Genomic DNA, 22,461 nt, shown 5'->3' on the forward strand with positions numbered 1-22,461 from the left:
AATATGGAATTATCTAAACATTATGATGCCGCCAGCGCCGAAAAACGCTGGTATGCTCACTGGGAAGAAAAGGGCTATTTCCGCTCTACCCCCGATGAGCGCCCCGCTTATACCATTGTTATCCCCCCACCCAATGTTACGGGGGTTTTGCATATGGGCCATATGCTCAACAATACCATCCAAGATGTGCTGATTCGTAAAGCACGCTTGCAAGGCTTTAATGCTTGTTGGGTACCTGGTACTGACCATGCCTCTATCGCTACAGAAGCTAAGGTGGTCAAAATGCTCAGGGAACAAGGCATCAAAAAATCAGATATTTCTAGAGAAGAGTTTCTAGAGCATGCCTTTGCCTGGAAAGATAAGTATGGCGGAATTATCCTGGACCAACTCAAGCTGCTCGGCGCTTCTTGCGATTGGGAACGTAGCCGCTTTACTATGGAGCCTAAGCTCTCTAAGTATGTGCAAAAGGTGTTTGTAGACCTGCATAAAAAAGGCCTTATTTATAGAGGCTTGCGTATGGTGAACTGGGACCCCGAAGCCAAAACAGCCCTCTCTAATGAGGAGGTGATTCATACCCATGAACAGTCTAAACTCTATCACCTCCGCTACCAGATTGAAGGTACTGAGGAATATGTTATCATTGCGACCACCCGCCCCGAAACCATTTTGGGCGATACGGCTATTGCGGTCCACCCCAATGATGAACGCTACAAAAAACTAAAAGGGAAAAAGGTGTTGGTGCCTATCATTAACCGCGCTATTCCCGTTGTTTTTGATCGCTATGTAGATCAAGAGTTTGGAACCGGTGCCCTTAAGGTAACCCCCGCTCACGATATGAATGACTATGAGATTGGCCAACGCCATGATCTCGAAAGTATCGATATTTTCTACGATAATGGTCGCATGCACCCCAATGCTGGCCTCTATGTCGGTATGGACCGCTTTGAGGTGCGCAAGCAAATTGCTAAGGACCTTAAGGCCCAAGGCGCTCTAGTCAAAGTAGAAAATTATAGCAATAAGGTGGGCCGCTCAGAACGTACCCAAGCCGTTATTGAGCCCCGCCTCAAGGAACAATGGTTCCTCAAAATGGAAGGCCTAGCCGCTACGGCCCTAGCCGCCGTAGAAAAAGGCGAGGTGAATTTCTTCCCCGAGCACATGCTCAATATGTACCGCAACTGGCTCAAGGAAGAAAATGTTAGAGATTGGTGTATCTCTCGCCAACTTTGGTGGGGACAGCAAATTCCCGCTTATTATGGCCCCAATGGCGAAATCGTCGTGGCCGAAAGCTTAGAAGATGCCCTAGCCCAACTCCAAGCCGAAGGCAAGGAGTATAGCGCCGAAGATCTTACCCAAGATGAGGATGTAGTGGATACTTGGTTCTCTTCTTGGCTCTGGCCTATGGCCGTTTTTGATGGCTTCGATAATCCCGAAGAACTTCGCTATTATTACCCCACGCAGGTCCTTGTAACCGGCTGGGATATTATGTTTTTCTGGGTGGCCAGAATGATTATGGCGGGCTACGAATGGGCCCCCGAACTCCTAGGCGAGAAGCTGGCCCAAGAAAAAGGCGTGCAGCCCTTCGAATCGGTCTACTTTACCGGTATGGTGCGCGATAAACTCCGCCGCAAAATGTCTAAGTCTTTAGGCAATTCACCCGATTCTATCGAGCTGATTAAGAAGTATGGCGCAGATGGCGTCCGCTTCGGTATCCTCTCTTGTGCCGCCGCCGGAAATGACGTTATTTTTGATGCCCCCTTTGCCGATAAAGCGAAAACAACCATCAAAAATGAAAGCAAACTCTGCGAGCAAGGCCGCAATTTCTGCAATAAACTTTGGAATGCCCTCCGCCTACTCGAAGGCTGGGAGCAAAGCGAAAAAGCAACCCCCAAAGAAAGCGAACTAGCCATGCGCTGGATCGAACAGAAGATGGCCCAAACCCTAGAACAACTCAATGCCTCTTTTGCCCAATATCGCCTCTCAGAGGCCTTGATGACGCTCTATAACTTCATCTGGGGCGATTTCTGCTCTTGGTATCTCGAGCTTATCAAGCCCGCTTATGGCGATAGCATCGATAAAAAGACTTATGCCTTTAGCATCGATATTTTTGAGCAGTTGATGATCTTGCTACAACCCTTTATGCCTTTCATCAGCGAAGAAATTTGGTCCAAATTGCGCAAACGTGCCGCCGGTGAAGATTGTGTGGTCGCCAAATGGCCAGAAGTTGGCCAATACGATCAGCAGTTTTTGCAAGAGGTGGAAAATATGCAGGAGCTGGTCAAAAATATCCGCGAGCAAAGAGCCAAAAACCAACTGCCTATCAAGGAAGAACTGGAACTCTTGCTCCGCAAAAGCACTACCGCCGACCAACTCCTAGCCCTAGAAGGCTGGGCCGAGGCCGTGAGCAAATTGGGCTTCCTCAAACGCTTTGAATTGGTCCAAGAAGAGGTGGAAGCTAGCTCTTTCCTCGTGGGCCCCGATCAATATTATCTCCTTTTTGATAAGAAAATTGATCTGGCCGCCGAAAAAGAACGCCTAGAAAAAGAACTCAGCTATTCACAAGGCTTTATCAAAGGCATTATGAAAAAATTGGGCAATGAGCGCTTTGTCAATAACGCCCCCGCTAAGGTGGTGGAGCTAGAGCGAAAGAAATTGGCCGATCATGAGGCAAAGGTCCAACTCCTAGAAGAAGAACTCAAGAAACTGAACTAGGAGCCAATATGAATATTAAGCGCTCAGTTTTGGGCGCTTTTTTTTTGGGGCTTCCCCGCCCTGCGGGCGGGTCGGGCTCTGTCGCAGCTCGCAGGTCTGCTCGGCCCTGCGGCGGCTTCGCCGCCTAGGTCTGGCCCTTCGGGCCACTGCTATCCATCCCTAAGCCAAGGCGCTTCGCGCCTTTCTAGACGCTTTAAATCTGCCGCAGATGAATATTATTCGCCGTATTTTTGCGCTTTCCATTCTGATGATTCTGGGCTTTTCGGCCCTTTTGGCCGCTGCCATGACCTTTATGGTAGAGAACCCAGATTCTCACTACCTTTGGCCCTACTTCTTGGGCTTTGGGCTCTTAACGGGACCCGGCTCACTTTGGGCCATTATTTATTATAATCAGCAGTTTAAACAGTTGGCCAAAAAAGAAGCCCTAGCCAAAAAAGACCGCATTTTGGTCCAATGGCAAAAAGAAGATGGTAAGGAGGTGCTCCTTACCTTAGATGGCCTCTTTATTGGGCCTAGCCATTACCCCTTTTGGGCCCATTACGAGCGCCTGCTCCAAATAGAAGTCCTAGAAGATAAAGCCGCCCTCCGCTTTCAACTAGAAGTAGGCTTCAATAGCCAGAAAAAACATTATCGAAGTATTTATTTGGATGTCCCTGAACAACTCTTGGCCCAGCGCCAAGCTTGGGCAGAAGATATTCAAGCAGCTTCCGCCCATGGGCATAGCTGCGACATAAAATAGTAATCGCATGTATCAAACCGCTTATCACGATCGAGACCTTAGCCAGTTTTCTGTACTCATTACTGGAGGCGCTGGCTTTATTGGCAGCAATCTGGTCGAATATTTTTTGAAGTATGGGGCCAAAAAGGTCCGTGTTATTGATAACTTCCTCACGGGCTTCCGAGAAAACTTGGCGCCTTATCTGGACCACCCCCACTTCGAGCTAATTGAAGGAGATATCTCCCATTTGGCCGATTGCGAAAAAGCCTGCGAAGGCATGAATGCCGTTTGCCATCAGGCAGCTTTGGGCTCGGTGCCCCGCTCTGTGGCCCAACCGCATCTTACCACCCTGCACAATGTAAACGGCTTTGTAAATATGGTCCATGCCGCCCATCAGGCAGGCATAAAGCGCTTTGTTTATGCCTCTTCTTCTTCTGTTTATGGCGATGAGCCCAATTTGCCCAAAGTAGAAGACCGAATTGGGCAACAATTATCGCCCTATGCCATTACCAAATATAGCAATGAGCTATTTGCCAAAAACTTTGGCGATTTGTACGGAATGGAGTTCATGGGTTTCCGCTACTTTAATGTATTTGGACCAAAACAAAGCCCCAAAGGGGCTTATGCCGCCGTAATTCCTCTTTTTGCAGAGGCTTGTCTTTTGGGCAAAACCGCTTATATTAATGGCGATGGCCTACAAACTCGAGATTTTACCTTTATCGAGAATGTGGTCCAAATGAATGTAAAGGCGCTTTTGAGTGAAAACCCTGCGGCCTACAATCAGGTGTATAATGTGGGCGTAGGGGGCCGCTACTCGGTCCTAGATCTTTATGAGGGCATCCGAAAAGCCGCCGGCAGCGAACAAGCTCCCGTACATCGAGAAAGCCGAGCAGGAGACATCCGAGACTCTCAAGCCAATATAGAGAAAGCCAAAACGCTTTTGGGTTATGATCCGGGCTTTAGCTTTGAGGAAGGCCTGGCCATTACTGTCCAGCATTTTAAGCAGCTACTAAAGGCCTAGCGACCAAAGAAAAAGGCCAAAAGCAGGCTGGCCTAGCGATGCGGCGGGGTGGCCGAAGGCCAGACCAAGGCGCTGCAAGCGCCGCAGGGCCGAGCAGACCTGCGAGCCCCAAAGCGTAGCGCCCGCCGCAGGCGGGAGGCCCCAAAAAACAGAAAAATAATCAGCAACAACAGAATATAACATAGAATGATGCAAACGCAAGCCCCTTATGAGGCCCAGAACAAGATCAGAATTGTGACGGCCGCCTCTCTATTTGATGGGCATGATGCCGCGATTAACATCATGCGGAGAATCATGCAGCGCTCTGGCGCAGAAATTATTCATTTGGGCCATAACCGCTCGGCTCAGGAAATTGTCGATACCGCCATTCAGGAAGATGTGCAGGGTATTGCCATTACCTCTTATCAGGGGGGACATATCGAGTTCTTTAAGTATATCTACGATCTTTTGCAAGAACGTGGAGCGGGCCACATCAAGATTTTTGGTGGGGGAGGAGGGACTATCCTGCCCACAGAAATTGAGGAGCTACATGCCTACGGCATTAGCCGCATTTACTCGCCCGATGATGGACGAAAACTGGGCCTGCAAGGGATGATTAACGACCTCTTGAGCCAATGCGATTATCCAACAGGTAAAAATATCAATGGCGAGCTCAAGCAATATGCAACAGGCGATAAATACGCCCTGGCCCGCCTGATCTCTGCCGCCGAAAACCAACCGCAGGAGGCTGAAAACTGGTTGAGCGAGCTAGAAGCCAAAGCCGCCGCAAAAAAGACGCCCATTTTGGGCATTACAGGAACAGGCGGAGCGGGTAAATCCTCTTTGGTGGATGAGCTCGTGCGCCGCTTTCTGCTCGATTTTGAAGAGAAGCGCATTGCTGTAGTTTCAGTAGATCCCTCTAAGCGAAAAACAGGGGGAGCCCTGCTAGGCGACCGTATTCGGATGAATGCCATCAACAGCGAGCGAGTATACATGCGTTCTTTGGCCACCCGCCAATCTAATTTGTCGATTTCTAAGCATATTGGCGATGCCATAAATATCTTGAAGGCCGCGGACTTTGACCTCATCATTCTAGAAACCTCTGGAATTGGGCAATCAGATACCGCTATTACCGATTTCTCGGATGCTTCTCTGTATGTGATGACACCAGAATATGGGGCCGCCACACAGCTGGAGAAAATTGATATGTTGGATTTTGCGGACCTCATCGCCCTCAATAAATTTGATAAGCGAGGGGCGCAGGATGCCCTGCGGGATGTTCGTAAACAATATCGCCGCAACCATAACCTCTGGGAGGCCAAAGAAGATGATTTGCCTGTATTTGGGACCATCGCTTCTCAGTTTAATGACCCGGGCATGAATAGCCTCTACAAAGCCTTGATGGATAAAATTGTAGAGCGAACGCAGGCGCCTTTGGTCTCTAGCTTTGAGGCCAGCCAAGAACAAAGCGAAAAGCAATTTATTATTCCTCCCGCTCGAGTGCGCTACCTTTCAGAAATTAGCGAAAGCATTCGCCGATATAATGATGATATTGAACAAGAAGCCCGCTTGGCCAGTCAGCTTTATCAGCTGAAGGGAGCCATGGAGCAACTGGGCGAGGAGAGTCCCGCTAGCTTGAATGAAACTTATGAGTTTAAATACGCCAACCTCAGCGGAGAGCAACAGCGCTTGCTAGAAGGCTGGAAAGAAAAACTGGCCCGCTACCAAGCCGATGAGTTTGTCTATAAGGTGCGCAACAAAGAAATTCGAGTAGAAACCTTTACCAAATCGCTGTCGCATAGCCGCATTCCCAGAATTGCCCTGCCTAAATACAGCGATTGGGGCGATATCGTCCGTTGGTCGGGCCAAGAGAATTTCCCCGGGGAGTTTCCCTATACCGCTGGGGTGTTCCCCTTCAAGCGCAAAGGCGAGGATCCCACACGTATGTTTGCCGGAGAAGGACATCCAGAACGGACCAACCGCCGCTTCCATTATGTCTCTTTGGGCATGCCTGCGGCCCGCTTGTCTACGGCTTTTGATTCCGTGACCCTCTATGGAGAAGATCCCGATTATCGTCCAGATATTTATGGTAAAATTGGTAACTCTGGGGTAAGCATTTGTAGCTTAGACGATGCCAAGAAGCTTTATTCTGGCTTTGATCTTTGCGATCCCAAGACCTCGGTTTCTATGACCATCAATGGTCCAGCCGCTACCATCTGCGCCTTCTTCATGAATGCCGCAATTGACCAGCAATGCGAGAAGTATATTAAGGAACATGGCTTAGAGGCTCAGGTAGAAACTGCTTTGAAGGCCAAATATGATGATAAAGGCTTGGCCCGCCCCCAATATATGGGCGAATTGCCCGAAGGCAACGACGGCCTTGGCCTAATGCTCTTGGGCTTGACCGGCGATGAGGTGCTTCCCGCCGATGTTTATGCCGAAATGCGGGCAAAAGCCCTGCGTTCTGTCCGCGGAACCGTACAGGCCGATATCCTCAAAGAGGACCAAGCGCAAAATACTTGCATTTTCTCTACAGAGTTCTCACTCCGCCTGATGGGCGATGTGCAAGCCTACTTTATTGAGGAGCAGGTGCGCAATTTCTACTCGGTCTCGATCTCTGGCTACCATATTGCCGAGGCTGGCGCCAACCCCATTACCCAATTGGCCTTTACCTTGGCCAATGGCTTTACCTTTGTAGAGTATTACCTCTCTAGAGGGATGGATATCAACGCTTTTGCGCCCAATCTCTCTTTCTTTTTCTCCAACGGAATCGATCCAGAATATGCCGTGATTGGCCGAGTGGCCCGCCGCATTTGGGCCAAGGCGATGCGCAAGAAATATGGAGCCAATGCCCGCTCGCAAATGCTCAAATATCATATCCAAACCTCTGGCCGCTCTTTGCACGCACAGGAAATTGGCTTCAATGATATTCGCACCACCTTGCAGGCCCTCTATGCAATTTATGACAACTGTAATTCATTGCACACCAATGCCTATGATGAAGCCATTACCACCCCTACAGAGGAATCTGTGCGCCGGGCAATGGCCATTCAGTTGATCATTAACCGAGAGTTGGGCTTGACCAAGAACGAGAATCCCTTGCAAGGCGCTTTCATTATTGAGGAGCTCACCGACTTGGTAGAGGAGGCCGTTTTGACCGAATTTGACCGCATTACCGACCGTGGCGGCGTGCTAGGCGCTATGGAAACTATGTATCAAAGAGGAAAGATTCAGGAGGAAAGCCTGTATTATGAAACTCTCAAGCATACGGGAGAAATGCCCATTATTGGCGTGAATACTTTCTTGTCCGATGAGGGCTCACCTACCATTATTCCCAAAGAGGTCATCCGGGCAACCAAGGAAGAGAAGGAGGCACAAATCTCTGCCCTCCAACGCTTGCACCAAACGCATGAAGAAGATGGACCTCAGGCCCTCAAGGCTTTGCAAGAGGCCGCTATCGAGAACAAAAACCTCTTCGATTGCCTGATGACTGCCGTGAAGTTCTGCTCTTTGGGCCAAATTACCCAAGCCCTCTATGAGGTCGGTGGGCAATATCGCCGCAATATGTAAGGACTCCCCTTAATCTATAGTTTAGCTAGCGCTCTCCAATTCTTCTTTGGAGGGCGCTCTTTTTTTATCCTGCTAGATGAGTTTTATTGTTTTTTGGGGCCTCCGCCTCCCTTCGGTCGTCGGCGCTACGCTTCAGGGCTCGCAGGTCTGCTCGGCCCTGCGGCAGCAGAGCTGCCTGGGTCTGGCCCTTCGGGCCACCCTTCCGCATCGCTAGGCCGAAACAACTTCCTTGGGCTAATCTGCAGTTTACAAATCCCCCGGACATATCTATAATGTACTATATTTTTTTTCTGGACCAGCCCTACTATAGTTTAGCTGGAGTTGCTTAGAAGTAAAATTATGGAAACAACTGGAAAAAGAAAGCCTATAGCTCCGTACTGGAGCTATAGGCTTTCTTTAGATTTATACAAAAGGGCTAAGGCCTAAGCATTATCCTCTTCATCATTATTTTCGCTAGCTTCCTCCGTTTTTGGAGCTTCTTCTACAGCAGGAGTAGTTTCTGTTTTTGGAGATTCTTCTATAGCAGGAGTTGTTTCCGTTTTAGCTTCCGTTTCTTTTTGGAATTCGGCAGCTTGTTTTTGCATTTTGGCGAGGCGTTTTTGGAGTTCCTTCATGGTTTTATTCATGTCGGCCAATTTTTCGGCCTTAGAGCTAATGCGATCGCGGAACATTTTGGCTTTCACCTCACGGAGTTGGGTTTCGATTTGGGTAGCATGTGGAGCATTGATTTTACTATCTTGGATATCGAGTTCTTTTTGGTCTCGATCAATAGAGCGTTGCATCTTCTTGATAGCTTCTTCTAGGCCTTGAATACGGCGTTCGAGTCGGCTATCGCCATTTTGCTTACCAAATCGTTTTACCTTGACTAACTTAAAGGCTTGGTCGATACGGTTCCAGAGGCTATTGCGTTGTTTTTTGCTCAGTTTCATTTTTTTCATCTGAGCTTGCAAGCCTTTGAGTTGTTCAAAGTACTTATCCCATTTGCCTGTTTCGCCTTCTAGTTCTTTTTCGATAGCCAGGAGGCCTTGGTCCAATTGGTCGTAATTGGCTTTAGCGGCTTGTTCAAAGGCTTCATCTTGAATCTTTCGCAAGTTCTTCATTAGGCCAAAGAGTTCATTGAGGCTATCGCGAAGTTCTTGAACATGTTCTTTAAAGAGATTTTTCTCTTTGTCTTGAGCATGTACTTTAGCTTGGAAGGCTTTCAGTTCTTCCCAGAGCATCTTATCATACTTTGTGGCGCGTTCTACACGGTCTTGAATTTCGCTAAGTTCGGACCAGTAGGTCTTATATAACTTAGTAGAAAGGACGGCAAAGAGCCACTCTGTTTTTAGGCTATCTAGATTAAGGCTTTCATCTAGGCATTGGTATGCTTCGGGCAAAAGGCGGCTAGCGGCCGATAATTCTTGCTCCGTTTTTTGGTAGCCTGTTGTGGGAAATGCGACTACAAGTCCTTGCGTCCATTTCTCCTTTAATTCTGTTTCCATGGCCTCTGTAGCGGCATCGCCTTCAAATTTGTGCAATTCGATGCGGTTGTCTTCAGCCTTTAGCTCCATGGCCAATAGGCACTTTTGGCTGCCTTCAGCTACGGCCTCTTCGGCCCAAAATACAAGTTTCTGTTTCATCTCAAAACAATAAGTAAGTCTAAAAATCGCTGCTCTAGAAGTAGAGCGGTACAATAGTATTCATCTAAGTAGAAAACGGCTAAAAAGGTTTGCCAGCTTTCTAGATAGCCTTAATTTTTCTCAAAATAGTTTTTATTTTGCTTTTCCTCAAGGCGAAAGCAAACTCATTTGAAAAGGGGGATTTTATTCTGTATTGGCTGGGAGAAAATAGGCTAGAGAAGAGGTTTTGGCTTTAAAATGGGTATTAGTCCTTTCGCATTCAAAACTTTAGCAGTATATTTCATTGAACGAAAGTTCAATTTTTTGGCTTTTGGAGTTCACAAAATGGCTAAAACCCTCATTATAGAGGTAGAAGTCCTTGCTTACCCCCAAATTTTATAGCAGCGAGAACGACAAAACAATCATGCTTAAAATCACTAATCTATGAAAAACCTAATGTTTATTTTTATGGCCCTTTTGGCCTTTGGCCTTGGCAGTTGTAACTCTGAGGCGCCTGCGGCTTCTGTAAATGATGCTATAGAAGTAACTACTCGCGGCCAGAAAGCAGAAGAAAAAGCAGATAACTTTACGGCGGGCAAATGGGAGGACCAGAACACCTTTGTCAACTTGAAGCTAGATGGTAGTTTTGAGGCCTCTTTTGATGGCGAAACGACTATTGTAGGTAGCTGGACGCTTAGCGATGATGAAAAACAGCTTTCGCTCAAGGCAGAAGAATCGCTAGAGGGCAAAGGTAGTGTTTTTGCCAAAACCTATGAGGTGGTAGAGGCAACTCCAGATTTACTCAAAGTAAAAGACGAAGAGGGCTACGAATTAGCCTTTAAAGCGGCATAAGAAAATAGCTTAAACCCTAAGCGGCCTGCTCCAGATTATTGGAGTGGGCTTTTTTTGGGCCTAGAAGCGGGCGAAGCCCGCTGGCCTAGCGATGCGGCGGGGTGGCCGTTAGGCCAGACCGAGTTTTTGAGCGCAGCGAAAAAACGAAGGGCCGAGCGAGCAGCGAGCCCCAAAGCGTAGCGCCGCAAGGCGAAGCCGCAGCGGAGGCCCCAACAAACAGAAAAAAGAAAAAGCGTATTGATTTTGAGGCAAAAAAGAGAAGGGAGCGAGATGCTATTCAGCAATTACAGGCTTTTTTGCTACTTTTGTGGCGCAAAACAAAAGCAAAATCAATGTCGACAAAAATAGCTGCAGAAATAAATAAGAGGCGCACCTTTGCCGTAGTCGCCCACCCTGATGCGGGAAAAACCACCTTGACCGAAAAACTCCTACTTTTTGGTGGGGCGATTCAGGTAGCGGGAGCGGTAAAGTCTAATAAAATCAAGAAATCGACCACTTCCGATTTTATGGAAATTGAGAAGCAGCGGGGAATTTCGGTGGCCACCTCGGTTATGGGTTTTGAGTATCGGGATCGGCAGATCAATATTTTGGATACGCCGGGTCACAAAGATTTTGCGGAAGATACTTATCGGACCTTGACGGCGGTAGACAGTGTGATTGTGGTGATTGATGTGGCCAAGGGAGTAGAGGCGCAGACCGAACGATTGGTAGAGGTTTGCCGTATGCGCGACACCCCCGTCATGGTCTTTATCAATAAATTGGACCGTGTGGGCAAGGATGGGATGGACCTATTGGATGAGATTGAGGAAAAGCTCAAGCTCAATGTTTGTCCCCTGAGTTGGCCCGTAGGTATGGGCCCCGATTTTAAGGGGGTGTACAATATCTATGAAAAGCAGCTCAACTTATTTGCGCCAGGGACAAAATACGGCGACCTTACGGCTTTGGAAGACCTAGATGACCCTGTTTTGGATAAATTAGTGGGTGAACATTATGCTGAAGAGCTAAGAGAAGAGGCCAATATGGTCATGGAAGTTTATCCAGATTTTGATCGAGAAGCCTACCTTAAAGGGCAACTATCGCCAGTGTTTTTTGGCTCGGCAGTAAATAACTTTGGGGTAAAAGAACTGCTTGATTGCTTTGTAGAAGTGGCGCCCACGCCAACGAGCTTTCATACAGAAGAGCGAGATGTTGAGCCGCTAGAGCCTAAGTTTACGGGCTTTATTTTTAAGATCCATGCGAATATGGACCCTCGTCACCGCGACCGCATTGCCTTTATGCGGGTTTGTTCGGGCGTATTTGAGCGCAATACCAACTACCTGCATGTTCGGAAGAACAAAAAGATGAAATTCTCGAACCCCACGACCTTTATGGCCTCTAAAAAAGAGGTGGTCGAGCAGGCTTACCCTGGCGATATTGTGGGCCTTTACGATTCGGGCAACTTTAAGATTGGCGATGGCCTGACAGAAGGCGAAAGTCTACATTTTAAGGGGATTCCCAGCTTTTCGCCCGAGCTTTTCCGTTATATAGAAAACGCCAACCCCATGAAATCGAAGCAATTGGCCAAGGGAATTGATCAATTGATGGATGAGGGAGTGGCGCAAATCTTTACCAAAACCTCAAACAATCGCAAGATTATTGGTACCGTAGGGCAGCTTCAGTTTGATGTATTGCAATATCGTTTGGAGCATGAATATGGGGCCAGTTGTCGCTATGAGCCCGTGCAACTGCACAAAGCTTGCTGGATAGAGGCCGAAGAGGAGGAGCAACTCAAGGAGTTTTTGCGGAAAAAGGCCCAATTTATTGCCAAAGATAAAGATGGCCGCTATGTCTATTTGGCCGAGTCTAAATGGATGCTAGGAACGGCTCAGCAAGACTACCCCAATATTAAATTTCACTTTAAATCAGACTTCTAAGGATGCGTCAATTGCCTGCTTATCTGCTTTTGGCCCTTTTGGCCCTGCTTCTTGTTCAATGTGCTCAGCAACAACCTCTGCAAGGAGGGCCAAAAGATGAGCAGCCGCCAGAGCTAGATTTGCGGCGCTACTCTACGCCCAACTATCAAACAAACTTTAAGGAAAAAGAGATCTTACTGACCTTTAACGAATGGGTGCAGCTCAAAAACGCCCAACAGCAAATCTTAATTTCGCCACCCTTGGACAAAAAACCAAAGGTGAAGGTCAAGAACAAAACGGTCATTCTCCGCTTCCAAGAAGAACTGAAAGAAAATACCACCTATAGTATTCAGTTTGGCCAAAGTATTGTCGATTTTCGAGAGGGAAACCCCGTCAAAGACCTGCGTTTTGTCTTTTCTACAGGCGCCCAACTCGATTCTCTTCAGTTAGGCGGCCAATTGCTAGATGCCAAAACAACGGCCCCGGTCGCCGAGGCTTGGGTGATGCTCTATGAAGGAGAGCTAGGCGACTCTACGCCCATCCTTCAGCGGCCCAACTACCTGGCCCAAACCGATGAAAAAGGAGGCTTTAAGCTGGAAAACTTGAAGGCGGGCCGCTATATCCTTTTTGGCTTGATGGATAAAAATAACGACTATCGCTATCAGCCCAATGAGGAGCTGGCGTTTTGGTCCGAGCCCATTGTTTTGACCGATAGCAGCGCCGGAAACCCCAAGCTCCGCCTATTTGCAGCGGCCCAAGAACAAAAGTTGGTTTCGGCCAAACAATTGGCCCAGCAACAGGGGCAACTGCAATTTCTAAAACCCTTTTCAGATAGCCTGAAAATTCAGCCCTTAGAGGAGCTAGAAGACTGGACCTATTACCAAAATAAGGAGTTTGTCTGGCTGTTTTGGAAAGGCGCCCAAGGCGAGGAACTTCGATTTGTACTAGAGGCTGGCGATTATCGAGATACGGCCAAAATTAACCTTTATACGGGCCTAGATCCTAGCGAACTGCGCTTGATTGACCCCAAAAAAGCCGGCAAGTCTAGGGCCACAGATGGCCTGCAAATCCCCCTGCCTATCTTGCACCCCAAAAACCCGATGCAGCTTGATTTTGGGGCCCCGATTCAACGCATTGATACTAGCCTTTGTGTTTGGCAAAATGACACGGGCCTCAGTTTGGGCCCCCTGAGTTTTCAGCCTGCAGGCAATTATCTCTGGACCTTAGAGGCGCCAAAAGCGCCTTCTGCAACTTATAGCCTTCAGTTGTTGCCCGGCGCTTTGACCGACATTTGGGGGCAGCAAAATGAAGATACCCTAAAGGCCAGTTATGCCCTAGAAACCGATAAAACTTTAGGCAATATTTTGGCCCAAATCCAAAATGTCGATAGTAGCAAGCAATATGTTTTTGAGCTGCGCCGAAACCAAGAGGAGGTCGTTCACAAACAGTTGCTTTTGGGCCAAAGCCAATATGCGCTCAATTTTCCCCTGCTCCCACCAGGCAATTACCAAATTCAACTGATTTGGGATGAAAACCAAGATGGGCAATGGACCACCGGCGATTATCTAAAATTAAAGCAAGCCGAGAAAATATCTAGTTCTAAGGAGTTGCCTTTGCGCCCCGGTTGGGACAATGAAATTTCTCTAGATCTAAAAGAAGATTAGCAGGATGATTTGGGGCTGCCCCGCCCTGCGGGCGGGTCGGGCTGTCTCGCAGCTCGCTATTCGCTCGGCCCTGCGCAAAATTTCGCTACGCTCATTTTGCTGGGTCTGCGGCTTCGCCGCCCTGCTGCCCATCCCTCAGCCTGCGGCCCTTCGGGCCTGTAGGACCTAAAAAAGCTTGAACCTCATCAAGGTTCAAGCTTTCTATTATTTAGGGCTAGTCCTTTAGCCAATTTTTGAGTTGTTCTAGGCTACAGCCGGTAATTTGCGCAATTTGGTCTAAGGGTAAATTAGCGGCCTGCATTTGTTTGGCCATGGCTTTTTTTGCCTTTAATTCACCTTTTTCTTCTCCTTCTTTCAGTCCTTCTTCTCGTCCTTGTTCTAGCCCTTTTTCTAAGCCTTCTTCCAAGCCCTCGGCTCTGCCTTTTTCTAGGCCCTCTTCTAGAGCGGTGTCAATCACATTTTTAATATCTCGATGCTTTTTGAGAGAGACCTCATAATTTTGGCGCTCCTCAATAGAGTAGCTGGCAATTTCGGCGGCACGGAAAAGCCCAATGAAAATGCGCTCTTGCAAAGCCGCTGGCCGATCTTCTAATTTGGCCAAATAGCGGAAAAGATAAAGCCATTTATCTTGTAGATCTTCTAGCTCATCTAGGGTTTTGGTAAAATTAGGCAGCTCGATATAAATATAGGTAAGGTCTTCAAAGAAGAGCTCTTTATCTTGGTCCTTGAGCTGTACATAGCGAATCACTCGATTATGGGGGTTGGGCTGATTGATCTTAAAATCGAGAATACAGATCGTATAAATGGGCCAGAGCTTAAAATTCCAATCGCCCCTTTCGGATTGTTCTTGAATGGGGAAGGTGCTATAAAAAATAGAGCGGTCGATGAAATGATTTTGCTTACTGCGTTGCAGCTCAATAATAAACTGCTCGCCTCGGCTGCTGGTGCAATAAATATCAAAAATAACTTTTCGGTCCAGAAAGCTGGAGGGCAGGCGTTCGCTAGGGAGATATTCGAGGTCCTCCACCTGATGCTTTTCGGGCAGCAGCTGATTGAGAAAATGGATAAGCAGCTCCTTATTGGCGGCCTCGCCAAAAAGCTTCTTAAATCCAAAATCGGTCAGTGGATTGATATAGCGATCCTTGATCATCTTTTTTTCTTCTTTTCCCAAAATTAAGACATTTAAATGAGGTGATAAAAAAATGCAGCGCTAAAAACTGCGTATACCCCTAACTATACGAACTAAAAACCAAATAACAAACACTTAGATGTACTTAATTTTAGATTTGGGCCAAATTTGCGGTTTTGGGGGCGCGAAGCGCCCGGCCACAACAAGGCCTTTAGGCCGCCGTTCGACGACCGAAGGGAGTAACCGATGTGAAAGGGGGCGGCCTAGCGATGTGCAGCAGTGGCCGAAGGCCAGACCAAAGCGGCGCAGCCGCTGCAGGGCCGAGCGAATAGCGAGCTGCGAAACGTAGCGCCTGCCGCAGGCAGGAGGCCCCAAAAAAAAACAAAAACCCTCCTTATCTGTAGACAAGGAGGGTGGAGCTTATTCAAAAACTACATCATTAGGAGTAGATGATAGTTTTCAAAGTACTCTTGATAAAAGAAACAACTATGCGTCTTTAACTTGAGCGGCTTCTTCATCGGTCAGTAATCTAGATCTGATGATAAAGCGCAGGCCTAAGGGAATTTCGAGAGAGAAGCTAGCGCCTCGTCCGGGAATGACATCTAGGGTAAGGTGGCTATGCTTCCAATATTTGTATTGAAAAGCTGACATATAAAAAGGGCAGCCTTCCAGTTCGGCGAGCAGCACATCCGAGTCGTCGATCATAAGTTCTCCGGCCTCGAAGCACATAGGGGCGGAGCCGTCGCAGCAACCGCCGCTTTGATGGAACATCAGATCGCCGTGTTTGGCTTTGAGTTGTTGGATGAGCTGTCGTGCTTTTTCTGTTGCATCGACTAGTTCTGCCATAAAGTGGAGTGATTTAGAAGAATCCGAGAGCGTTCTTATCATAAGAGATGAGCATATTTTTGGTTTGGCGATAGTGAGCCAGCATCATCTTGTGATTTTCGCGTCCGATTCCGGATTTTTTATAGCCACCAAAAGGAGCGTGAGCGGGATAAGCGTGATAATTATTGACCCAAACGCGTCCGGCTTCAATTTTTCTAGAGATTTGGTAAGCTTGGTGCATATCTCGGGTCCATACGCCTGCGCCTAGTCCGTAGAGGGTATCATTGGCAATTTCTACGGCTTCGGCTTCATCCTTAAAGGTGGTAATACAAACGACTGGGCCAAAAATTTCTTCTTGGAACACTCTCATTTTATTGTGTCCTTTGAGGATAGTGGGGCGGATATAGTATCCACCAGCGAGGCTATCTACGGTAGCGGCGGCACCGCCTGCCAATACTTCGCAACCTTCTTCCTTACCAATTTTGATATAGTTGAGGATCTTCTCGTATTGGTCATTAGAAGCTTGGGCGCCCATCATGGTGTTAGGGTCGAGGGGGTGGCCCATTTTAATGGCATTCACGCGTTCGATGAGGCGTTCGATAAACTTATCGGCGATACTTTCTTGGACCAAAATGCGGGAGGGGCAAGTACAGACTTCGCCTTGGTTGAGGGCAAACATAGCGGCCCCTTCTAGGCATTTATCGAAGAAGGCGTCATCTTCTGTCATCACGTTAGCGAAGAAAACGTTGGGCGACTTACCGCCCAATTCCAAAGTAACGGGAATCAAGTTTTTGGAAGCATACTGCATAATAAGCTGACCGGTGGTGGTTTCTCCGGTAAAGGCTACTTTGCGTACATCGGGGTGAGAAGCTAGGGGTTTACCTGCTTCTACGCCAAAGCCGTTGACTACATTCAGTACGCCTTTGGGCAAAATATCTTGGATAAGTTCCATTAGAATTAGGATCCCTACAGGAGTTTGTTCTGCGGGTTTAAGGACCACGCAGTTACCGGCGGCTAGAGCGGGAGCGATTTTCCAGGCAGCCATAAGGAGCGGGAAGTTCCAGGGAATAATCTGGGCCACTACACCTAGGGGTTCTTGGACATTGATACAAACGGTATTAGCGTCGAGTTCGCTCATGCTACCTTCTTCAGCGCGGATAACGCCAGCAAAATAGCGGAAATGGTCGACAGCTAGGGGCATATCGGCTGCACGAGTTTCGCGAATGGCCTTACCGTTGTCCCAGGTTTCGGTACGGGCGAGTAGTTCAAGATTTTGCTCCATGCGGTCGGCAATCTTGAGTAGAATATTGCTACGGAAAGTGGCCGAGCTGTTGTTCCATGCTGGAGCGGCGGCCCAGGCGGCGGCTACGGCCTTATCAATATCTTCTTTGGTAGAGCGGGGGATGAGTGTAAAGCTTTTCCCGTCTACGGGAGATATATTTTCGAAATACTCGCCATTGGTAGGTTTTACCCATTCTCCGCCGATAAAGTTTTCGTATTGAGGTTTGAAGTCGGGAGCTTTTAGGACTTCATCCATTACATTTGTTTCTTGCATGTTGTTGTTGGTTGTTCAATTTAGCAAAAGCAGGAGCTTTCATTAAACTGGTTGTTAGCAAATAGTTTTACTGTTGACTAGCCAAAGGTAATTTATAAATCTGGAGTCTTTTTGTAGCTTTCTATCAGATATTTGAACAATCCTATCAATTTCAATTCGCTAGGCCCATAAAAAAACTGTAGATTAAGGGAATGGCCTTATTTTTATTTGTCTTAGGGCTTAGTTTTTCGACTCCTTAGTTTGGGTAAAATTTTCTTCATCCTCAAAACCAATCAGCATGTTATTACCAGATAATTACCGAGCGGGTCGTTCATTACACACTTTAGTTGAGCAGCAAAACAGTTTTGCGGCGGCCCAGGCGGAGCTTCATATTTTTGAGACGCATCAGATGGCAGAGTCGGTAGAATTACAGTTTCGGCAGCCGGTATTGGCGGCTATGTTGATGGGAAAAAAGCGGATGCATTTGCGAGACAAGGCGCCTTTTTGTTTTTTGCCTGGGGAGTCGGTGCTTTTGCCTGCCAATGAATTGATGCGCATTGATTTTCCGGAGGCCAATATGCAGCAGCCCACCAAATGTTTGGCTTTGGCCTTGGATGAGGATATGGTGCAGCAGGAGTTAGATTGGCTGAATGGGGAGCGTCCTCGGGAGGATGGGCTGCTTTGGTCTTTTCAGTCGGGCAATTTTCATTTTACGCATTCTTTGGCGGTGCAGCAGATTTTGCAGCGGCTCATCTTTTTATTTACGGAGGGGCATCCTTCTAAGGATTTATTTGTGGGGATGGCCTTAAAAGAGTTGTTGTTGCGGGTATTGCAGCAAGAAAATGAGGTAAAGTTGGGGGCGGAAGACAGTCGGTTGGCGCAGTTGGTTCAGTACATCCGCCAGCATTTGAGAGAAGAGTTTAGCGTTGGCGAATTGAGTAAAAAAGCCTGTATGAGTGAGGCTCATTTTTATCGATCCTTTAAGGCAGAGTTGGGGCAATCGCCCAATGATTTTATCCAAGAAGAGCGTTTAAAACTGGCGGCTAGTCTTTTGTTGCAAACAGAAGAAAAGATTGGGGACATTGCCCTAGATTGTGGCTTTAATAGCCTGTCTTATTTTAATCGCTTGTTTAAGCGGCGCTATCAAAAAACGCCCTCTCGTTTTCGGAAAGAGAAGCGGGGGGGGGAATTATCGGACTGCTAGGGCGTATTTGGCCTAGCGATGTGAAAGGGGGGCCGTAGGCCAGACCAAAGCCGCCGCAGGCGGCTGCAGGGCCGAGCGAGCAGCGAGCCCTGGAACGTAGCGCCCGCCGCAGGCGGGAGGCCCCAAAATAGCAGTTAAATAAAAATAAAACTGACAGATTGTCAGTTGGTTATGCCAAGGGAAATAAATTAAAAAAAGCCTAAAATCCCCATAATGAGGAGCTTGAGCTATAATTGCGGCCATTAATTGCGCAACTTCTTCATTTAAGTTGTATTTTTGTATGAGTTTTGCCCAGAGCAAACGGCAGAAAGGGACAAACCCCTTCTAATTTACAGAATATAAACTTTATACCTTAGCATGTTTGGTTTCTTAAAAAAGATATTTGGGAACAAGCAAGAGCGCGATATTGAAGAGTTGCGCCCTGTGGTAGCCCAAATTAACGAGGAGTACGCCAAGCTCAAGAGCTTGAGCCATGACGAGCTCCGTCATAAAACAATTGAATTTAGAGCGGCCATTAAAGATTATTTGGTAGATATTGACTTAGAGATTGAAAAGCTGCAAGAGCAGGCCATCTCTACCGAAGATATCTTCAAAAAAGAAGATCTTTATAAGGAAGTGGACCAATTGAAAAAGGACCGCGATCAGCGCTTAGAGGAAATTCTAGAAAATCTCTTGCCTCAGGCTTTTGCTGTAGTTAAAGAAACGGCTCGCCGATTTACAGAGGAAGAAACTCTAGAGGTCACTGCTACTGATTTTGATCATGAGGTGGTAGGGAACTGGATCAATGATGAGATCCGTCCGCTAGAGCTAAATGGAGATAAGGCGATTTGGCAAAACCGCTGGATGGCTGCGGGAAATGAGGTGGTCTGGAATATGATCCACTACGATGTGCAGCTTATTGGTGGTGCCGTTTTGCACTCAGGTAAAATTGCCGAGATGGCAACGGGGGAAGGTAAAACCTTAGTGGCTACTTTGCCCGCCTACCTGAATGGTTTGGCCGGTGAAGGGGTGCATATTATTACCGTGAACGATTATCTGGCTAAACGGGATGCCGAATGGATGGCCCCCTTGTTGAGCTTCCTTTTCCTTACCGTAGATTGTATTGATAAGCATCGCCCGCATTCTGATGGACGCAAGGCGGCTTATCGCTGTGATGTGACTTATGGAACCAATAACGAATTTGGTTTTGATTATCTAAGAGATAATATGGTCCATAAGGTAGATGAAAAAGTACAGGGCAAGTTCCACTATACTATGATTGATGAGGTGGATTCTGTTTTGATTGATGACGCCCGTACACCACTCATCATTTCTGGTCCAACGCCTAAAGATGATCGCGCCGAGTTGTTTTTGGGCCTCAAGCCTGCTGTAGAACAGCTCATGAATGCCCAAAAGCAATTGGTTGTTAAACTGATTCGCTCGGCTAAACAAAAAATTGCCGCTGGCGATACCGGTCCCGAAGAGGGCGGGGGAGGACTCGATCTTTTCCGTGCCTATCGTGGTCTACCCAAAAACCGCGCACTCATTAAGTTTTTGAGCGAACCTGGTATGCAGCAAATTCTACAAAAAACAGAGGCGCATTATATGGCCGAACAAAGTAAGCATATGTATAAAGCCGATGCTGAACTGTTTTTTGTGATCGAAGAGAAAAACCGTAGTGTAGAACTAACTGACCAAGGAACAGATTTCTTGGGTAAGGGCGGTTCTGATAAGCACCTATTTGTTATGGAGGATATCAATGATAAACTCTTGCAAGTAGATAAGAATGAACAGCTTAGCCCCGAAGAAAAACAGCTCAAAAAAGATGAACTCATTCAAGCTTTTGCCGCAAAAAGTGAGCGCCTGCACGCTATGCGCCAATTGCTCAAGGCCTATGCACTCTTCCATAAAGAAGATGAATATATTGTTGTAGAGGGCAAGGTGAAAATTGTCGATGAGCAAACGGGCCGTGTAATGGATGGCCGCCGCTATTCGGATGGCCTACACCAAGCACTAGAAGCTAAGGAAAATGTAGATATTGAAAATTCTACACAAACTTATGCTACCGTAACTCTACAGAATTTCTTCCGGATGTACCACAAACTAGCAGGGATGACCGGTACAGCAGAAACAGAATCACAAGAGCTTTGGGATATCTATAAGCTGGATGTGGTGATTATTCCTACCAACCGCCCGATCGCCCGCGATGACCGTAATGATTTGGTCTACAAAACAGAACGCGAAAAGTATAGTGCCATCATTGATGAGGTGATAAAGATGCGCGAAGCAGGCCGCCCCATCCTCGTAGGTACTACTTCGGTCCAAAGCTCAGAGGTGCTGAGCCGTATGCTGAGCCTCCGCAAAATTCCTCATAATGTACTTAATGCCAAACAACACGCCCGCGAGGCCGATGTAGTAGCCGAAGCCGGTAAAAATGGACAGGTTACTATTGCCACCAATATGGCCGGTCGAGGAACCGATATTAAACTAAGCGATGAGGTGAAAAAATTAGGCGGTTTGGCCATTATTGGTACAGAACGCCACGACTCTCGCCGAGTAGACCGCCAGCTGCGTGGTCGCGCAGGCCGCCAAGGAGATGTAGGCTCTTCTCAGTTTTATGTCTCTCTAGAAGATAAACTGATGCGCCTTTTCCGCTCCGATCGTATCGCTAAAATGATGGACCGCCTAGGCCATAAAGATGGCGATGTTTTGCAACATCCCATGATTAGCAAGTCAATCGAAAGAGCACAAAAGAAGGTGGAAGAGAATAACTTCGGTATTCGTAAACGCCTACTCGAATATGATGATGTGATGAATATGCAGCGGGAAGAAATTTACCGCCGCCGTAATAACGCCCTAGAAGGCGATCGCCTCGCAATTGACCTCAACGATATGTTCCTCGATTTGCTCTATGAGCTGATCGCTCAATATCAAAATGAACGCAATTATGAGGGCTTCGAACAGGCCATGATCCAAAACTTTGGTATCGACCCTGATGTAACAGCCGAAGAGCTGTACACCACAGACCCCAACGATCTGACCGACCAGTTGTCTACCCCTCTTTTTGCCAACTATAACCGCAAGTTCGAGCATATCGCTCAAGCTATTTTACCCCTCATCCAACGGATCTATGAGGACGAAAGCAATAATTTTACAAAAATTGCTATCCCCTTTACTAACGGTATCCAAGCACTGGAAATCAATGCCGATATGGAACAGGCCGTGAAAACTAATGGCAAGAGCCTGATTAACCAAATCGAACGCTCAATCACTTTGAGCCTTATCGATTCTAGCTGGAAGGAGCACCTCCGCGATATGGACGAACTCAAAGATCAAGTCCAAAATGCTTCTTTTGCCCAAAAAGACCCCTTGGTTATCTACAAAATTGAGTCGAGAAAACTCTTTGCCCAACTCCGTAGCCAAATCTCTCAAGAGGTCTGCTCTTTCTTGTTCCGTGGCCTAATTCCAATCCAACAGGAAAGCCAAATCCAAGAAGCACAAGAGGTAGAAGAAGAAGAATACTTCGAAGAGGTACACAGCAATATCGAAGAGCAAAAAGCAAAAGAGGAGGCCCAAAAACAGGCCGCTCAACAACCTCAAGGCCCCGCTCCCAGAGTAGCCCCTCGCCGTGTAGAAAATAAGGTCGGTCGCAACGATCTTTGCCCCTGCGGTAGCGGCAAAAAATACAAGCATTGCCACGGCAAAAACTAATTTGATTTAGTTTATTCCCTTAAATCGCTCACTTATAAGTATCTTTCTTGTAAGTGGGCTTTTTTTTGGGGCC

13 protein-coding genes are annotated in these 22,461 nt (G+C 47.3%); 9 read left to right on the plus strand and 4 right to left on the minus strand.

All coding sequences use genetic code 11. From position 1 onward, the window contains the following. Positions 1 to 3 precede the first annotated feature (3 nt). From SAPGRDRAFT_RS09200 to SAPGRDRAFT_RS09220, 4 genes are all read left to right on the plus strand, one after another. Positions 4 to 2,709 carry a valine--tRNA ligase gene (locus tag SAPGRDRAFT_RS09200; RefSeq protein ID WP_002658917.1) on the plus strand — a complete coding sequence of 902 codons (2,706 nt, stop codon included), beginning with the start codon at positions 4 to 6 and terminating at the stop codon, positions 2,707 to 2,709. Positions 2,710 to 2,917: 208 nt separating this feature from the next. Further along, entirely contained in the window at positions 2,918 to 3,448 is a 531-nt protein-coding gene (locus SAPGRDRAFT_RS09205) for a hypothetical protein (protein WP_002658918.1), read from the plus strand. A gap of 7 nt (positions 3,449 to 3,455) precedes the next feature. Continuing rightward, complete coding sequence (locus tag SAPGRDRAFT_RS09210; protein ID WP_002658920.1) at positions 3,456 to 4,448, plus strand: SDR family oxidoreductase; 993 nt, start codon at positions 3,456 to 3,458, stop codon at positions 4,446 to 4,448. 189 nt (positions 4,449 to 4,637) lie between these two features. Next, a complete protein-coding gene (locus tag SAPGRDRAFT_RS09220) occupies positions 4,638 to 7,997 on the plus strand; it encodes a methylmalonyl-CoA mutase family protein (RefSeq protein WP_037350797.1) in 3,360 nt (1,119 codons plus the stop codon). 422 nt (positions 7,998 to 8,419) lie between these two features. Here SAPGRDRAFT_RS09220 and SAPGRDRAFT_RS09230 read toward each other — a convergent pair whose 3' ends face one another. Next, complete coding sequence (locus SAPGRDRAFT_RS09230) at positions 8,420 to 9,619, minus strand: hypothetical protein (protein WP_002658923.1); 1,200 nt, start codon at positions 9,617 to 9,619, stop codon at positions 8,420 to 8,422. Positions 9,620 to 10,042: 423 nt separating this feature from the next. On the opposite strand from SAPGRDRAFT_RS09230, the gene SAPGRDRAFT_RS09235 reads away from it, so the two are divergent. The 3 genes from SAPGRDRAFT_RS09235 to SAPGRDRAFT_RS09250 all read left to right on the plus strand — a co-directional run bounded on the left by SAPGRDRAFT_RS09235 (position 10,043) and on the right by SAPGRDRAFT_RS09250 (position 14,006). Then, positions 10,043 to 10,450: a lipocalin family protein gene (locus SAPGRDRAFT_RS09235; RefSeq protein WP_156001882.1), complete on the plus strand. Its 408-nt coding sequence runs from the start codon at positions 10,043 to 10,045 to the stop codon at positions 10,448 to 10,450. A 332-nt stretch (positions 10,451 to 10,782) separates the two neighbouring features. Further along, the gene (locus tag SAPGRDRAFT_RS09245; RefSeq protein WP_002658926.1) at positions 10,783 to 12,363 is read left to right on the plus strand and encodes a peptide chain release factor 3; all 1,581 of its coding nucleotides are present in this window, start codon (positions 10,783 to 10,785) and stop codon (positions 12,361 to 12,363) included. A gap of 2 nt (positions 12,364 to 12,365) precedes the next feature. After that, on the plus strand, positions 12,366 to 14,006 hold the full coding sequence (locus SAPGRDRAFT_RS09250; RefSeq protein WP_002658928.1) for an Ig-like domain-containing domain: 1,641 nt from the start codon (positions 12,366 to 12,368) through the stop codon (positions 14,004 to 14,006). A gap of 214 nt (positions 14,007 to 14,220) precedes the next feature. Here the strand turns inward: SAPGRDRAFT_RS09250 and SAPGRDRAFT_RS09255 are convergent, their stop codons facing one another. From SAPGRDRAFT_RS09255 to SAPGRDRAFT_RS09265, 3 genes are all read right to left on the minus strand, one after another. Then, entirely contained in the window at positions 14,221 to 15,156 is a 936-nt protein-coding gene (locus tag SAPGRDRAFT_RS09255) for an Rpn family recombination-promoting nuclease/putative transposase (RefSeq protein ID WP_002658931.1), read from the minus strand. A 465-nt stretch (positions 15,157 to 15,621) separates the two neighbouring features. Then, on the minus strand, positions 15,622 to 15,981 hold the full coding sequence (locus SAPGRDRAFT_RS09260; RefSeq protein WP_002658933.1) for a DUF779 domain-containing protein: 360 nt from the start codon (positions 15,979 to 15,981) through the stop codon (positions 15,622 to 15,624). A gap of 13 nt (positions 15,982 to 15,994) precedes the next feature. Further along, positions 15,995 to 17,515 carry an aldehyde dehydrogenase family protein gene (locus SAPGRDRAFT_RS09265; protein WP_002658935.1) on the minus strand — a complete coding sequence of 507 codons (1,521 nt, stop codon included), beginning with the start codon at positions 17,513 to 17,515 and terminating at the stop codon, positions 15,995 to 15,997. Positions 17,516 to 17,792: 277 nt separating this feature from the next. On the opposite strand from SAPGRDRAFT_RS09265, the gene SAPGRDRAFT_RS09270 reads away from it, so the two are divergent. Both SAPGRDRAFT_RS09270 and secA read left to right on the plus strand, forming a co-directional pair. Beyond that, complete coding sequence (locus SAPGRDRAFT_RS09270) at positions 17,793 to 18,698, plus strand: AraC family transcriptional regulator (protein WP_002658937.1); 906 nt, start codon at positions 17,793 to 17,795, stop codon at positions 18,696 to 18,698. 357 nt (positions 18,699 to 19,055) lie between these two features. Next, positions 19,056 to 22,388 (plus strand): preprotein translocase subunit SecA, encoded by a 3,333-nt coding sequence (gene secA, locus SAPGRDRAFT_RS09280; protein ID WP_002658940.1) that lies wholly within the window; start codon positions 19,056 to 19,058, stop codon positions 22,386 to 22,388. Positions 22,389 to 22,461: the final 73 nt, after the last annotated feature.

The organism is Saprospira grandis DSM 2844, assembly GCF_000275825.1.
Lineage (GTDB): Bacteria > Bacteroidota > Bacteroidia > Chitinophagales > Saprospiraceae > Saprospira > Saprospira grandis_A.